Origin of the sequence: Pandoraea sp. NPDC087047 (genome assembly GCF_044745225.1) — a bacterium.
In the GTDB taxonomy this organism is placed as follows: domain Bacteria; phylum Pseudomonadota; class Gammaproteobacteria; order Burkholderiales; family Burkholderiaceae; genus Pandoraea.
Genome location: NZ_JBIUZU010000012.1, coordinates 71,417 through 85,651 on the forward strand (window position 1 = coordinate 71,417; position 14,235 = coordinate 85,651).

Annotated in this window: 12 protein-coding genes; 10 read left to right on the forward strand and 2 right to left on the reverse strand. The window is 65.3% G+C overall.

What is annotated here, in order from left to right; genetic code table 11:
* The first annotated feature begins 86 nt into the window (after window positions 1-86).
* The 8 genes from ACIPHM_RS21365 to sctT all read left to right on the forward strand — a co-directional run bounded on the left by ACIPHM_RS21365 (window position 87) and on the right by sctT (window position 6,134).
* On the forward strand, window positions 87-593 hold the full coding sequence (locus ACIPHM_RS21365; protein ID WP_400332707.1) for an HrpB1 family type III secretion system apparatus protein: 507 nt from the start codon (window positions 87-89) through the stop codon (window positions 591-593).
* Window positions 594-668: 75 nt separating this feature from the next.
* Window positions 669-1,124, forward strand: a complete 456-nt coding sequence (locus tag ACIPHM_RS21370) for a hypothetical protein (RefSeq protein ID WP_400332710.1) — start codon at window positions 669-671, stop codon at window positions 1,122-1,124.
* A 1-nt stretch (window position 1,125) separates the two neighbouring features.
* Window positions 1,126-1,953 (forward strand): type III secretion system inner membrane ring lipoprotein SctJ, encoded by an 828-nt coding sequence (gene sctJ / locus ACIPHM_RS21375; protein WP_400332713.1) that lies wholly within the window; start codon window positions 1,126-1,128, stop codon window positions 1,951-1,953.
* 41 nt (window positions 1,954-1,994) lie between these two features.
* Window positions 1,995-2,588, forward strand: a complete 594-nt coding sequence (locus ACIPHM_RS21380; protein ID WP_400332716.1) for a type III secretion protein HrpB4 — start codon at window positions 1,995-1,997, stop codon at window positions 2,586-2,588.
* The gene (gene sctL / locus ACIPHM_RS21385; RefSeq protein ID WP_400332718.1) at window positions 2,585-3,358 is read left to right on the forward strand and encodes a type III secretion system stator protein SctL; all 774 of its coding nucleotides are present in this window, start codon (window positions 2,585-2,587) and stop codon (window positions 3,356-3,358) included. Before ACIPHM_RS21380 ends, sctL begins: the two co-directional genes overlap by 4 nt.
* Window positions 3,355-4,707 carry a type III secretion system ATPase SctN gene (gene sctN / locus ACIPHM_RS21390; protein WP_400332721.1) on the forward strand — a complete coding sequence of 451 codons (1,353 nt, stop codon included), beginning with the start codon at window positions 3,355-3,357 and terminating at the stop codon, window positions 4,705-4,707. Before sctL ends, sctN begins: the two co-directional genes overlap by 4 nt.
* A 3-nt stretch (window positions 4,708-4,710) precedes the next feature.
* Window positions 4,711-5,229, forward strand: a complete 519-nt coding sequence (locus tag ACIPHM_RS21395; protein WP_400332724.1) for a hypothetical protein — start codon at window positions 4,711-4,713, stop codon at window positions 5,227-5,229.
* 47 nt (window positions 5,230-5,276) lie between these two features.
* Window positions 5,277-6,134, forward strand: a complete 858-nt coding sequence (gene sctT / locus ACIPHM_RS21400) for a type III secretion system export apparatus subunit SctT (RefSeq protein WP_400332727.1) — start codon at window positions 5,277-5,279, stop codon at window positions 6,132-6,134.
* Window positions 6,135-6,167: 33 nt separating this feature from the next.
* On the opposite strand, the gene ACIPHM_RS21405 is transcribed toward sctT, so the two are convergent.
* Entirely contained in the window at window positions 6,168-10,367 is a 4,200-nt protein-coding gene (locus tag ACIPHM_RS21405; protein ID WP_400332729.1) for a hypothetical protein, read from the reverse strand.
* Window positions 10,368-10,715: 348 nt separating this feature from the next.
* Here ACIPHM_RS21405 and ACIPHM_RS21410 point away from each other — a divergent pair, with 348 nt between their 5' ends.
* Complete coding sequence (locus ACIPHM_RS21410; RefSeq protein ID WP_400332731.1) at window positions 10,716-11,600, forward strand: phage tail tip lysozyme; 885 nt, start codon at window positions 10,716-10,718, stop codon at window positions 11,598-11,600.
* Window positions 11,601-11,638: 38 nt separating this feature from the next.
* Here ACIPHM_RS21410 and ACIPHM_RS21415 read toward each other — a convergent pair whose 3' ends face one another.
* On the reverse strand, window positions 11,639-12,544 hold the full coding sequence (locus ACIPHM_RS21415; protein ID WP_400332734.1) for a LysR family transcriptional regulator: 906 nt from the start codon (window positions 12,542-12,544) through the stop codon (window positions 11,639-11,641).
* A gap of 100 nt (window positions 12,545-12,644) precedes the next feature.
* Between ACIPHM_RS21415 and ACIPHM_RS21420 the strand changes: the two genes are divergently transcribed.
* Entirely contained in the window at window positions 12,645-14,219 is a 1,575-nt protein-coding gene (locus ACIPHM_RS21420; protein WP_400332737.1) for an MFS transporter, read from the forward strand.
* The last annotated feature ends 16 nt before the right edge of the window (window positions 14,220-14,235 follow it).

Here is a 14,235-nt window from a genome sequence, read left to right on the forward strand (position 1 = left end):
TTGAGGCGAGGGGGTTCGCACGGGGCGACGATTGTTCGCATTGCGCTACGTCGCCTCACCCGCGAGAGGGCTATCGTGGATGGCATATGGCTGGCGTGCGAGGCTCGCTGGCGCGGTATCTACCCATGGAGGCGAGCGTGCTCGAACTGACGTCCTGTCCGGACAATCTGGTGTCCGGTCTTATCGAACTGCTCGTGACGAGCGTCAACAAGGAATATCTCAGCGAGGCCGAACGTCTGCTTGCCGCTTTGCACGTCATGCGTCCGCGCTTTCGCGAGTTGCATGTGTACGACGTGTGGCTGCTGATGGGCCGCAAGAAATACACCGAAGCGACGCAACTGCTGCGCGAGCTGGAAAACCAGCCGCTTCGCTCGCCGTACGGTGCCTATGTGAGCGCGTTGACGGCCATCTGCCTGTTCTCGCTGCGTGATCCGTCGTGGCGCATTTACGCCAATGAGGTGCTGGCGCGCAACGAAGATCAGGAGTCGGTGAATCTGGTCAGCCTGCTCATGGGCAAGCGTAAAGAGGCCGAGCCGGTAGCCACGGCGGGCGATATCTCGCCGTTCGCGACCATGCATTTCATGCGCGCCTGAGCGAGTTTTCTGCGCCCGGACATCACCGGGCCTTTCTCTCCACCGTTCTTCCACATCCCGTTCGCCATGGTCCTCATGTCCGTGAAGCCTGTTCCTCCCGTCGCCGCGCTGGCCGCTCAGGGTGCTGCAACGGCCATCGGGCCGGGCACGGGCGCGAATGCCTTGCCGGCCCCAACGCACGCGCCGGATGCCCGTGCGACGGCGTTGCCCCCGCCCGCATCGCTCGACGCCCAGGCTCGTTTTCAACAGTCGATGGCGAAGGCGGCGCTGGAGCGCCCCAGTGGCGTGAGTGGTGTGCACACCTCCGTTGCAGCGCAGTTGGTGGCGACTCAGGACGATGCCGTGAACCGTGTGTCTGCTGACGTGGCGCACTTTCAGGCCGAAGCGGGCGAGATGGATACGCGCGAACTCACGGCCAATATGGTGCGCTTGCAGTTCGAGATGGCAGAGACGATGGCGCGCATCGAGTTGGGTGTGGGCTTCGCACAGGGCGGTAAAGGCGCTGTGCAGAACCTGATGAAGAACCAGTGACATGACCGCAGCCGTTGCGCCTCGCGGGCGCATGAAGTCGGGTCTTTTGGCGCTGGCACTGGTGTTGCTGCTCGCCGGATGCAACAAGCAGCTCTATTCGCAACTGAGCGAGAGCGACGCCGACGATATGCTCACCGTGTTGTACGAGCAGGGCATCCGCTCAGACAAGCAGTCGCCGGATAACGGCAAGTCCTGGACCGTGAGCGTGGCAGACGATGACTTTGCCGCTGCGGTGCAGGTGCTGCACGCGCATGGTCTGCCCCACGACAAGTACGTGAATCTTGGCGACATGTTCAAGAAGGACGGGCTGATCTCGACGCCTACCGAGGAGCGCGTGCGCTTCATCTATGGGGTCTCGCAGCAGCTCTCGGCCATGCTCTCGCGCATCGACGGCGTGTCGTACGCAAGCGTGCAGATCGTCTTGCCGAACAACGACCCGCTCTCGACCGTGGTCAAGCCGTCGTCGGCCGCGGTCTTCATTACCTATCGGTCGAATACGGATGTCGCCTCGCTCACGCCCAACATCAAGAATCTCGTGATGCACAGCGTCGAGGGACTGACGTACGAGAACGTCAGCGTGACCTTCGTGCCCGCCGCCACAGCGAACACCGATTTCGTGCGCCGACGCGACGTAGGCGGCATTCCGCCATGGGCGCTGGCGGCGCTGGCAGGCGTGCTGCTGGCCGGGCTCGGCGTCGCGGGCTTTGTCTTGCGCACGCGTATCGCAGCCGTGCTGGGCAGGAAGTTCGGCGCGCGGCGGGGAGGCGATAGCGATGCGTCGGCATCTGAGGGCGCAGACGCCGCGTCCGGTGCGCCGGCCCAGCCATGAGCGGGCGACGCGCATTCGCCGACACGCAGGCCACGGCAGCGATGGCCGACGTTCCCATTGAGGTGCTGCTGGGCGCGTTGAGAAACGTCGAGCAGCGTTTGCGGGAAGTGGCCGAACGTTTATCGACGGTCTGCGCAGTGCAGTCGACACCGGGCCTGGGCGCGTGGCGTGGCATGGCCGGGCACATGACGGTGTCGTCCGCCACGTTCCTGTCGCCTGCTGCGCGGTTGGCTGTCTGTGAGGCGTCGTTGTGTTCACGGGGGCTGGCCCTGCGTGCCTTGTATGCGCGCGGCTCGCAGGTGCGCCGTTGTGTGGATCGCGAGCGTCTCGCGGCGCTGCGCAGCGCCGTGGGCGCCGATGGCTTGTCTCGTCTGCTTGCGCTTGCCCCGGTTCGGGGGGCGGTAGAGCCTGATTGGCCTGCGGAACTGACGGCCCACGCACTGGCGGCCGACGGGCTTGCCCGGTTGCGTCACCCCGGCGGGATCGACGATCCCTCGTTGGTCTATCTCTTGTCCTTGCGCCACGATTGGCCGCAGGTGCCGGCCTTGGATGAGAGCGCCGACATCATCGCCATAACGCGCGAGTCGGCACGCTTTTTTGCCGATTTGCCTTCACTTCTGCCCGAATTCTTATGATCGTCTGGCTGAATCTGCCGTCTCACGATGCTCCGCGCGTAGGGTGGGACCACCCGGTGCTGCGTCGTGAGGAAGTCGCGAGCGCGATGGACATCGACGCCGCGCTCAGGCAAGCGCAAGCGCTGCTCGATAGCGCTCGTGAAGAAGCGGCATCGCTTGTCGCGCACGCTCGGGCGAGCGCCGCGCAGATCGACGAGCAAGCGCGCGCTTGCCACGCGCAAGCCGAGCAGGCGGGACGTGAGGCGGGTTTCGCACAGGGTATCGAAGACGCGCACGCCGCGATGCAAGCGCGCGTGATGGAAAAGCACGAAGCGATGCAGCGCATGGGCGAGCGCCTGGCGGGCGTTGTCTGCCGCGCCGTGGAGCAGATGGTCGGCGAGGCGGGCCGAGACGCGCGGTTGCGCGCAGTCGTGACGACCTTGCACCGCATGATCGACGAGCAGACGCATCTGGTTCTGCGCGTGCATCCTGAAGACCTCGAACTCACGCGCGCCGCACTCATCGAGATGGCCGCCGCCACGGATTGGCGGGGTGGTTTCGATGTGCTGCCCGATGCTGGCGCGCAGCCCGGCGATTGCCAGTGCGAATGGGACGACGGCATTCTCGACGCCAGCCTGTCGGTCCAGCTAGACGCGTTGCGGCTCGCATTGGCGGGCGCCGTCGAGCGGATGGCGGAATCATCGATAGATACGGATGACGCCGGCGGCGTGGACGCCGTCAACGAGGGCGAAGCCTACGCCGACTCCGCCGAGGAAGACACGCAAACATGAACGACCCGCTGCCGCCCCTCGCTACCCCTGCTGCACCGCCAATCGAGCGCTGGTTCGGCGACGCTGTCGACGCGCTGCCGTTCGGCCGTCGTTTCGGCAAGATCGCGGAGGTCACGGGCACGTTGATTCAGGTGACGGGCCTCGACGCCTGCCTCGGCGAGCTATGCACGCTCCTGGACAAAGATGGCACGGTCCGGCAGCGCGCCGAAGTCGTGGGCTTCAGCCGCGACCGTCTGCTGCTCGCGCCGTTCGGCAACATGATCGGCCTGTCGCGCGAGACGCGCGTGGCAGGCACGGGAAAGCCGCTCTCGATCGGTGTGGGCGACGCGTTGCTCGGGCGCGTGATCGACGGACTAGGCGAGCCGATCGACGGCCTCGGTCCGTTGCGCACGAGCGAGTCCATCTCCATTCACGCCAATGCGCCGGACCCCATGCACCGGCGCATGATCGATACGCCCATCGCAACGGGGGTGCGCGCCATCGACGGCCTGACCACATTCGGAGAAGGGCAGCGCGTGGGTATCTTCGCTGCGGCGGGTGTCGGCAAAAGTACATTGCTCGGCATGCTCGCACGCGGCACCGAAGCCGACATCAGTGTGATCGTGCTGATCGGCGAGCGCGGACGCGAAGTGCGCGAATTCATCGAGCTGACGCTCGGCCCCGAGGGCATGCGTCGCTCGGTGGTGGTCTGTGCGACGTCGGATCGCTCGTCCGTCGAGCGGGCCAAGGCCGCCTATGTGGGCACGGCCGTGGCCGAATACTTTCGCGACCGCGGGCTGCGTGTGCTGATGATGATGGACTCGCTGACCCGCTTCGCGCGTGCGCAACGCGAAATCGGCCTGGCCGCAGGCGAGCCGCCGACGCGGCGCGGTTATCCGCCGTCGATCTTCGCGGAATTGCCGAGACTGCTCGAACGCGCGGGCATGGGCAGCACCGGATCGATCACGGCGCTCTACACCGTGCTGGCCGAAGACGAATCCGGCAGCGACCCTGTGACTGAAGAAGTGCGAGGGATTCTCGACGGTCACCTGATTCTGTCGCGGGACATCGCGGCACGAAATCGCTACCCGGCCATCGATATCCTCAACAGCCTGAGCCGCGTGATGTCGCTGGTGGCGCATCCGGATCATCAGGCCGGTGCCGGGCATATGCGCAAGCTGCTCGCGCGCTACAACGAGATCGAGACGCTGTTGCAGGTGGGCGAGTACTCGGGCGGCGCGGATCCGTTGAGCGATGAAGCGCTCGCGCATCACGACGCGCTCGAAGCGTTCCTCGGTCAGCGTGTGGACGACCTCACGCCCTTCGACGAGACACTCTCCACCGTCGTGCAATACGCCTACGGAGGCTAAGCGATGGCCGCCAGTTTGCGCGCATGGTCGAGCGTCGTTCGTGTGAAGACGCGCCATTGCGAGCGTGCCGAGTCGGCGCTCGCGCAGGCGCGCGCGGTGTTGGCGAGCGCGCAGGAGATGGCTCAGACGGCCGACGCACAGCGCGCCGCCGCCGCGTCGACCCTCGACGACACCCGAGCCGCGTGGGCCAGCGCCATTCACGACAATCCGGTGTTCTTGCCGGAAGACTGGCTGCGCCACGATATTCGTCTGCGAGAACAGGCCGATAGGCTTGCGCAAGCCACGCAGCAGTGCGCGCGGGCGCAGGCGCGTGTCGTCTGCGCGCAAACCGGCGTTTCCACTGCGCAACAAGACGTGCACCGGGCGCAGGCCTCGCGCGACGCCTGCGTCGAGGCGCGCGATGCGTTGCTGCGCGACGCTGCGTTGGCGGCCGAGATGGCGCTCGACGACGAGAGCGGGGAGGTCGCCGCGGCGCGCATCTATCGTCAGCGTCGGCGCGCACAACGTTCATCACGCGCCTGATGCTCGCAACGCCCTGGCGTTCAGCCAATCGTTCCCTATCGCTCGCCATGCTCGATCTCACTTCGTTCTTCAACGCCATGCAGGGGCTGCATGCGAATGTGGAAGGCTTGCTCTACATGATTGCGCTGTCCAGCATTCGTGTCCTCGTGCTCTTCCTCGTGTTGCCGCCGACCGGCTCGCAGGCTATTCCCGGTCTGGCTCGCGCGGGCATCGTCTATTTGCTAACGGGGTTTATCGCAGCGGGGCAGTCGCCTGCCGATTTCGACGGACTGTCAGCCGGCATGTTGTTCATGCTCACGCTCAAGGAAAGCCTGATCGGGTTACTGATCGGCTACGCCAGCGCGTCGATTTTCTGGATAGCGCAGAGCGCAGGCGTGATCATCGACGATCTGACCGGTTTCAACAGTGTGCAGATGACCAACCCCCAGCAGGGCGATCAGAGCACCCCCGTGTCGAATCTGTTGCTGCAACTCGCCACCACGCTCTTCTATGTCGCGGGCGGCATGCCGGTGGTGCTCGGCGTGGTGTTCTCGTCGTTCCACTGGTGGCCGCTCGCGTCTACGCTGCCGGATTTTCAGACGCGCGCGATCGAGCTGACGATTGCGACCGGCGGCGGGGTGACAGATACGGCCGTGCGGTTGGCCACCCCGATCATGCTGGCGCTGGTGCTGGTGGATGTCGGGCTGGGCATCGTCGCGCGTGCCGCCGGTAAACTGGAGCCTTCGTCTCTCAGTCAGCCGGTGCGCGGGTTTATCGGGGTGCTGATGCTCGCCACCATGACGCTTGCCGTCGCCGATCAGGTTCGTGACGCACTCCACTTGCATGGGTTCTCGGCGCTGATGCAAAGCCTGTCGACGCCGGGCGGCGCGAGCGCAGGTTCTGCTGCAGCACCGGCGGCGCGTTAGCGCACCGCCAGTGCCGCCAGTGCCGCCAAGTGCTCAGGGCGGCGGGAACTGCGCCAGCGTCTGCTGACCTTCAGCGCCGCGTGTCGCCTGCAGGCGAACGAAACTGCGCAAGCCGAACGCCTGCTGTTCCTTGACACGTTTGCGCACCGCCAGTCGGGTGGCGTGCCAGGCGCCGGGCATCTGGAGAACGGCATCGATATCGTTGCGCGCCTTGTTGGCGGTCTCGTGATCGCCGCGCGCCTGCGCCTGCTGGGCCAGCGCCCGCAGGTTATCGATCCACGGGCCGATATGGGGCGACAGGCTGTAGTTGATCTGGAAGTGGCAGAGCTTGTTGTTCCTGTCGATGTCGCGCACCGCCGATTCGAAGGCTTCCAATTGCGTCGCGGCCCGCATGCGGTTCATCAGAGTATTCTTCTCGCCGTTCTCGTCGGCGGGCATCTTCGAGATGGCTTGCCGCAGCCAGTTCTCCCGGTTCGCGCCGATCTCGGCGAGCATGTCCTTTGCGTTTGCATGGTAACGATCAAGGTCGGCGTCGAACTTGCCGTCGACCTGAAACGCGCTGATGTCCTTGCGGTCCATGTGCCAGTAAACGTCGCGGGTGATCGAGACGCCCAGCGGCAGCGATTGCGTTTGCGCAGACGCCCCTTTCTCATGGAGTTTCACGCTCTGATTGGCGATAGGGGAGAGCGCCACGGACGCGCCTGCCGTCACCCGCTGCTGAGCGTTGATGCCCATCGCGTTGATCTGGATGCCGCCGCCCGCCTCGGTGCGTCGCGTGCGCGTTTTGTCGTGCTCGCCGGCGACCGAGAATTCGACGCCCAGTGTCTGCGTTTCCTTGTCGTGCGATTTGCGCTTCACGCCCGGCAGCGTGGCCGCCGCGCGCACAGTGGTCGTGTCGGAGCGGCCTTGTTCGAGCAGTTCCACCACCGAGAGGGTGGGGTGGCGCGCGAAGATCGCTTCGAGCGGATCGGCGTACGACGGCCCCTTCTTCGGCGCCAGCTTGTCCCATTGCAGGGTGCTGTGAATCACGTCCAGCATTTCGTTTCGCGTTTTCGCGTCGTCCTTGGGCGTTCGCGGCTGCCGCAACACGGTCGCCTGCGTTTGCGTGCGCGAGGTGGCGAACTTGGCGGTGACCGTGCCTTGCGCGGAGACCGGCCCGGCAATGCTGCCGCCGATCGCCGCGCCGACCGTGGTTTCGGCGGCTTTCGTTTGCACCTGACCGATGGAGAGCTCCAGGCTCAGCGTGTTCATGGCGATCTGCAACGACGCCTCCCGCGAGAGCGATGCCTCGGCGCTGAACACCGGTGTGACGACCGAGGGTGCGGGCACGACCGGCAACTTCGGTACGCCGCCGCCCACCGTGCCGCCACCGGACACGCGGATGCGATGCCCGGTGCGGAAGTCCTCGACGTAACTGCTGAGCAGCATCTCCACGCCGGTCTTGTCGGACAGCTTGCCGGTGCGAACGTAATCGAGCGCGGCTTTTGCCGTGGCGGCGCTATCGCGTCGCCCGGACGCGTCGCCGTCGCTTTTCTCCCCGTCGCTGCTTGCCTTCGGCGGGGTGAGCGAAGTCAGGGTCGTGTTGATCACTTCCATCGCTTCGTATGCGGACTTGCGTTCGTCGAACAGCGCAAAGAACGCTTCGGGCAGGGCAATCGCGGCTGGCTTGCCCGAGGCGCGCGGGGTGGCTTTCGGGGTGGCGGCGTTCCCGGTGGATGCCGTGCCGGCGTCGTGGGCCTTGCGCACCCGCCGTTTGACGGCGGCGAGATCGTGCGGGCCGAGCGCGACTTCCGACAGGTGTGCACCGTGCTTCTCCAACTGCCTGAGATGCGACACGATGGCATTGGCGACGAGCACCGTCTCCTGCGCCTGGGGCGACAGGCGTTGTTCGCGCGCTTCTTTGACATTGGCCTTGGCGATGTCGATCTTGCTGCTCACTACGCGGTCGAGCGACAGTCGGGGGTGGCTCAATCCGATGCGCTCGCCGAGCCGGTTGGCGTTCTTGAGGGTGCCGGCGCGAAACGGCGTCTTTTCGCTGAGCGGCGACACTTTGTGCCAGGCCTTGACCCAGACGGGCACTTGCGGACGTTTTTGCGGCGACGCCTGAGCGTTCGCGTACATCACCCAGTTTTCCGAGGCCTTGTGCAGGCGCGCGTTATGCAGCGCGTAGGGCGAACCTGGCGCATTGCTGGTGTAACCGTTGCGCACGGCGTGGAAGGCGGCGAGTGCCACGTCGTCATGCTCGACGGCGTGCTCGCCGGCGCCCGGATCGAGCTTGGCGGCGGCCACGTCACAGGCCTTGCCGAGCCACGCGTTGACGTCGCTGCCGGTGCTTTCCGTGATCTTTGCCCGGGCGTCGTCGGCGGTCCAGAAGACTTTCAGCGCGAGTCGTACCTGCGCGTCCGGCGCTTTGCCGCCGTCGGCACTCAGATAGTGGATGAGGTCGGCGCCTCGCGGCAGTTTGGCCAATTCGCGGCACAGCGCGCGTACGTCGTTCGCCGGTTCGTTTGCGGCACCGCCGGGGCGCGTCCAGTCGGCCGCCGGGTGCTCCGCCATCAGGTTCAGGGCTCGCGCGGCCCGTTCACCATCGCCACTGCCGGTGACGGTAGCAATCGCATGCGAGACGATTTCGGCCACGCCGTGGTCCGGCAGCGGAGCGCTTGTCTGGGCGCGCATGCGCTCGGCCATCGTTCGCAGTGCCGGTGCCAGGTGCGCCTGCGCTTGCGGGGAGAACTGCGAGGTGTTGGCGGCGCCGACTTGGGCGATATAGTCGTTGAGCGTTTTGATCGCATCGCCGCCGCTTTGCTGCTTGTCCGCGGCATTGGCCTGCGCCGGGGCGTCGCGGCGCAGCGCCTCGATCTGGCCGGACAGCAGATCGGCGTGATGGGCGTCGCGAACCACCTCGCTACGGGACGAAAGATGGCGATTCAGTTCGTCCATCTTTTTGGCGATGGCGGCATCGAGATCGCCGTGATCGGTCTCGATTCGCGTGAGCACCGATGTCGCGCGCTCATAGCTCGCCTGCGCGGTTTGCAGTTTGTGCAGCAAGGTCCGGGCTTGCGGCGCAGGGTCGTCGCCTGCTTGCGTCTGACCGGTCTCGCCTGCGGCGAGCTTTGCGATTTTCTCGCTCAGACGCGTGATCTCGGATTGCGCAATGGCTGCGTGCTCGCGCGCCGCATCGGCCTGCATGCTCAGGTTCATGAGGGTGCGCACGGCGTCGTTGCCGGCGTGCAGCGCGGTCTTGATGCGCTCAAGCTTATCCGGCGTTTCGCGCTTGCATTCGTCCACTTGACGAGCGAAATCGTCGATGCGATCCAGTGTGAATTTCGTATGCGCCTGGGCTTCCTGTTCGTGAAAGTTGACCGACGCGATCATCAGGGCTTCCGGACTATGCACGGCGCGACTCAGCGACGTGGCAGCGGCGTCGCGATGCGTGACGGTGCGCTCCAACGCGCCGCGTGCGCGGCTCACGGCTTCCTCGGCTTCCCGTAAAGCCGGGGCGGGGGCGTCGGGGGCCACGCCGAGGCGCATTTGTTTGTCGCGATCCTGTGTCGCCGCGTGAAGCGCCCGCTCGGCTGCCTTCACCTGGGTCATTGCCGCGCCGAGGTCGGCCTGCAAGCGATCGATGCGCTCGATGAGCGTTTTCACCGCATCCGGCACCGTACCTGAGTGCGGCTGCGTTGGCGTAGGGCGCGACGCGCCGGACGGGGCACGACCGATGTCGTCGACGCGGTGGACATTGAGCCGCGCGATATTGCGCGTGGGACCGGCCGACAGGAACGGAAACATGCGCTCGAGCCGTTGACGTGCCGGTGACGGCGCCGGGCGCGACCAGACCTCGATCTCCGATTGGGAAAGACTCTCGTGCATCTGCTGCGCGAGGGTGAGCAGCGCGCCGGGGCTGAGATCCGGATCGCCCGGCAATTGGGCGGGCGTTGCGGCGGGGCCGCCCGGGCGATGCCGCGTGAGCGATGTGCCGCTCACGCCGGCCTGTATCACGACAGCCCGTGCGAACAGCTTCGATTGCACGCGCGAGGCCAGTGATTTTTCGCCGGACGCGGCGTTGGCTGCCGTCTGCCCGCCGCGCGACGCTTGCGACCTGGCGGGCAGCGCCGCGCCCGGGGCGTCGAACTGCCGCGAGGCGGGCGTGGCGGTTGATGCGCCGCTTGACGCGGAGGATGCGGCAGGCCTGGCGGTGTGGGGGGCGGGTGTGGACGTGAGGCGTTTTACCATCTGGTACTCCCTGCGAGACGGGACAAGGGTCTCGCGTTTTGCCGGTGGTTCCTGATCCGGTCTGGTTATGTTCTGTAGGGCCTTGTGCATTGCTGGAAACGATTCTGTAGACGATGGTTTACGATTAGGATTCCTATGCGAAGAGATGTCGCGATTTGCGAAAAAAGTTGAGCATTGCGCCTCCGCTTTCGCTTTTTTCGCCATGGGTGCCGATTTGCCGAGGCAGATCAATACGTCTGGCGCACCATCGCCGCACAGGATCCGGATGTCTCGCCTGTGTCCTTATGCCGGATTTCCTGTGCCGCAATGGCTCACGCGTTCCTACTTCGCCTCGCAAGGCCCACGATCATGACTACAGTGAATTCGTTGGCAGCCCACGCTGCCGTCTCCCCGGTCTCGAACGACGACCTGTCGGGTGCGCTCGACGACATTTCTCATCTCGAGCAGGAAATCAAGCAAATGATGCAGGAGATGATGGTGCTGTTGCAGCGCGCACTCTCCCATTCGCCGGACGACAGTGGCACGTCGCCCGTGGGCGGGGCGGGTGCTCCGCAAACACGTCTGGCGATGCCGGGCGGCAGTGGCGATGTCGACGATGGCAGTGGCGTCGACGACGACAGCGATGTCGCCGACGGCGATGGTGAGGTCGATGACTCGACCGGCACCGAAGGAAACAGCGGGGCGGCCGAGAGCGGCAATGTAACGCCGTCCGACAGCGGCAATTCGGGCAGCCCCCGTGGCGCCTCGGACCTGAGCGGGAAGGCGCTCGCGCGGGCGTTGAGCCCGTCCGAGAGTCACCAGATGGCCGAATCGTTTGTCACGCACTTGATGAGCGCCCTCAACATCCCGCGTTTCCAGGCGGAGGGAATTGTGGCCAACCTGTATCACGAGAGCGGCGGCATGAACGCCGATATCTCACAAGGCGGCGGCTTTGGCGGCGCGGGCGGCTACCACGCCGACGACAACTCGCATGGCTTTGGCATGGGTCAGTGGAGCGGCGACCGTCTCGAAGGGTTGAAGGCGATGGCGGCGAAGACTGGCGACGACGTCGGCAGCCCGCGCAACGCGTTCAATTTCATTGTGCAGGAGCTGAAGGGGCCGTACAGCGGCGCGCTCGACGCGTTGCGCAATACGAAGTCGGCCGAAGAGGCCGTGGCCGTGTTCAGCGCCAAGTACGAGCAGCCGAGCGATCCGGAGATGGCGTCGCGCCTTGCCGATTTGAAGCTGGTGTAATCGCTTCTGCGTGGCGGGTGGCCTTCCGGCTCACGGCGTCAGTCGAGATTGAGCTTCGGGATTTCGGCGGAGAGTGCGTCGATCGCGCAGCGCGTTTTCGACGGCAGATAGGGGGTCTTGGGCCACACCGCATGGATTGCCTGCGCGCGCACGCCACAACGCTTGCGCACGGCAACGAGCTTGCCCGTCGCCACATGCCGCTCCAGTAACCAGCATGGCAGGTACACCAGTCCCAATCCGGCAATGCCCGCGTCGGCAATGGCCTGAACGTCGTCGAGACTGAGCTGGCGCACAACCCGCAGTTCCCGCTCGACGCCCTGGGCGTCGAGCATCCGCCATTGCGATACGGTCCCGTCGCGCGAGTACGAGATGGCGGTGTGCCCATCGAAGTCCTCCACGTCCACCGGCGTGCCGTGCTGCGCCAGATACGCCTGCGAGGCCCCGATGCTCTGATATTGCGTGCCGAGGCGGCGTGCTGCGAGCGTGGTGCTGTCGCGTAATTCCCCGATGCGCACCGCGAGATCGACATTGTCGTCGACGAGATCGACGGCCCGGTCGGTAAACGAAATATCGATCTGCAGCCTCGGATATTGACGCGCCAGCCCGAACAGCACCGGCGCCACGCATTGATGGCCAAACGCGATCGGCACGCTGACCCGCAGGCGGCCGCGCGGCTCGTTCAGCCCGCTCTCAAGCTCCGCGGCGCCCGCATCGAGTTCGGCCAGCGCTCTCACGCAGCGTTCGTAATAGAGCCGCCCGGCCTCGGTCAGCGTCTGACTTCGCGTCGTGCGATTGAGCAGCCGCACGCCGAGACGCGCTTCGAGCCGTGTGATCACCTTGCCGATGGCTGAGCGCGTGAGATGCATGCGCTCGGCCGCCAACGTAAAGCTACCGGCTTCGATGACTTGCACGAAGACGGCCACACCATCGAGCTTGTTCGTCATATTGGGTCCAATAAGGCGCGTATTGCGGGAAGAAATGTCAGTAATCGGGAATTGAATTCCCGGTATAGTACCTCGGCGTGCTTCTCTTTCCACGATTCTCATGACACTCTCCCGCACTCCCCAAAACGCTCTGGCGCTCGCGGCCGTCTGCCTGACGTCACTGATGTTCGGCCTCGAAATCTCCAGTGTGCCCACGGTGCTCTCGACGCTTGAGCGCGTACTGCACGCCGACTTCCGGGAGATTCAATGGATCATGAACGCCTACACGCTGGCCTGCACGACCGTGTTGATGGCCACGGGCTCGCTCGCTGACCGTTACGGGCGCAAGCGCGTGTACGTGATCAGCATCGGGGTGTTTGCGTTGACCTCGCTCGCCTGTGGGCTCGCCCAGAGCGCGCCGGTGCTAATCGTCAGCCGCTTTTTGCAGGGCATGGGCGGCGGGGCGATGCTGATCTGTCAGGTGGCGGTGCTCTCACACCAGTTTCGGGAAGGACGCGAGCGCAGCAAGGCGTTCGCCGCGTGGGGAATCATCTTCGGCATCGGCCTGGGCTTCGGTCCGATCATCGGGGGGATGATTGTCGCGCTCGCCGATTGGCAATGGGTTTTCCTGGTGCATGTCGTGCTGTCGTTCGTGGCGCTGGCGCTGGTGTTTAGTGGCGTGCAGGAGTCTCGCGATCCGCATGCGCATTACCTCGATGTTCCTGGCATTCTCACGCTGTCGCTTGCCACGTTCGGTCTCGTGTATTTCATCACGCAGGGGCCGGATATCGGCATGAGCAGTCCTGCCGCGTTGGGCATTGCCGGTGCGACGCTGGCGAGCTTCGTCGCCTTTGTCTGGATCGAGAAGCGCAGCCCGCGGCCGATGTTCGATTTCTCCGTGTTCCGGATTCGCCGGTTCTCCGGCGCGATGTTCGGCTCGATGGGCATGAACTTCAGCTACTGGTCGTTCATGATCTATCTGCCCATCTATTTTCAGGGGGCGCTGGGGTACTCGAGCGTCGACGCGGGGCTGTCGCTGCTGGCCTACACGCTGCCGACGCTGGTCGTGCCGCCATTCGCGGAACGTTTGTCGCTGCGATTCGATGCCCGTCGCGTCATTCCGTTCGGCATGTTCACCATCGGGCTTGGCTTTCTGCTGATGAAAATCGGTGCGGGCATGACGCACGCCAGTTGGCTCACGATGCTGCCGGGAAGTGTGCTCTGCGGTGTGGGATTGGGGTTCACCAACACGCCCGTCACCAATGCGGCGACCGGGGCCGTCTCGGCCAACCGGGCGGGAATGGCCTCGGGTATCGACATGAGTGCGCGACTCATCAGCCTTGCCATCAACATCGCGGTGATGGGTTTCCTCCTGCTCAAGGGCGTGAGCGCGTATCTCGCGAGTGCGCTTCCCGGTGCCTTCGATGCCGCGTCCGGCTCGGCCGCACTGTCGCTACGCTCGCTGGCGGAGAAAGTCGCTGCAGGCAATTTCGAACATCTCGCGCAGAATAGTCCGCAACTGGCCGCGGCCGATCCGCAGGGGCTGATCGTGCACGCCGCGCTGGTTCACGGCTTCGGCTGGGTGATGGTGTACGGCATGCTCGGGGCGTGGGTGCTGGCGGTAATGAGCTTCGCCGCCTTCGGACCGGGGGAGCGGGTTTGCGGCGAGGCGTCGGGCGCCACGCCAACGCCGTAAGCCGCCACGCCAAATG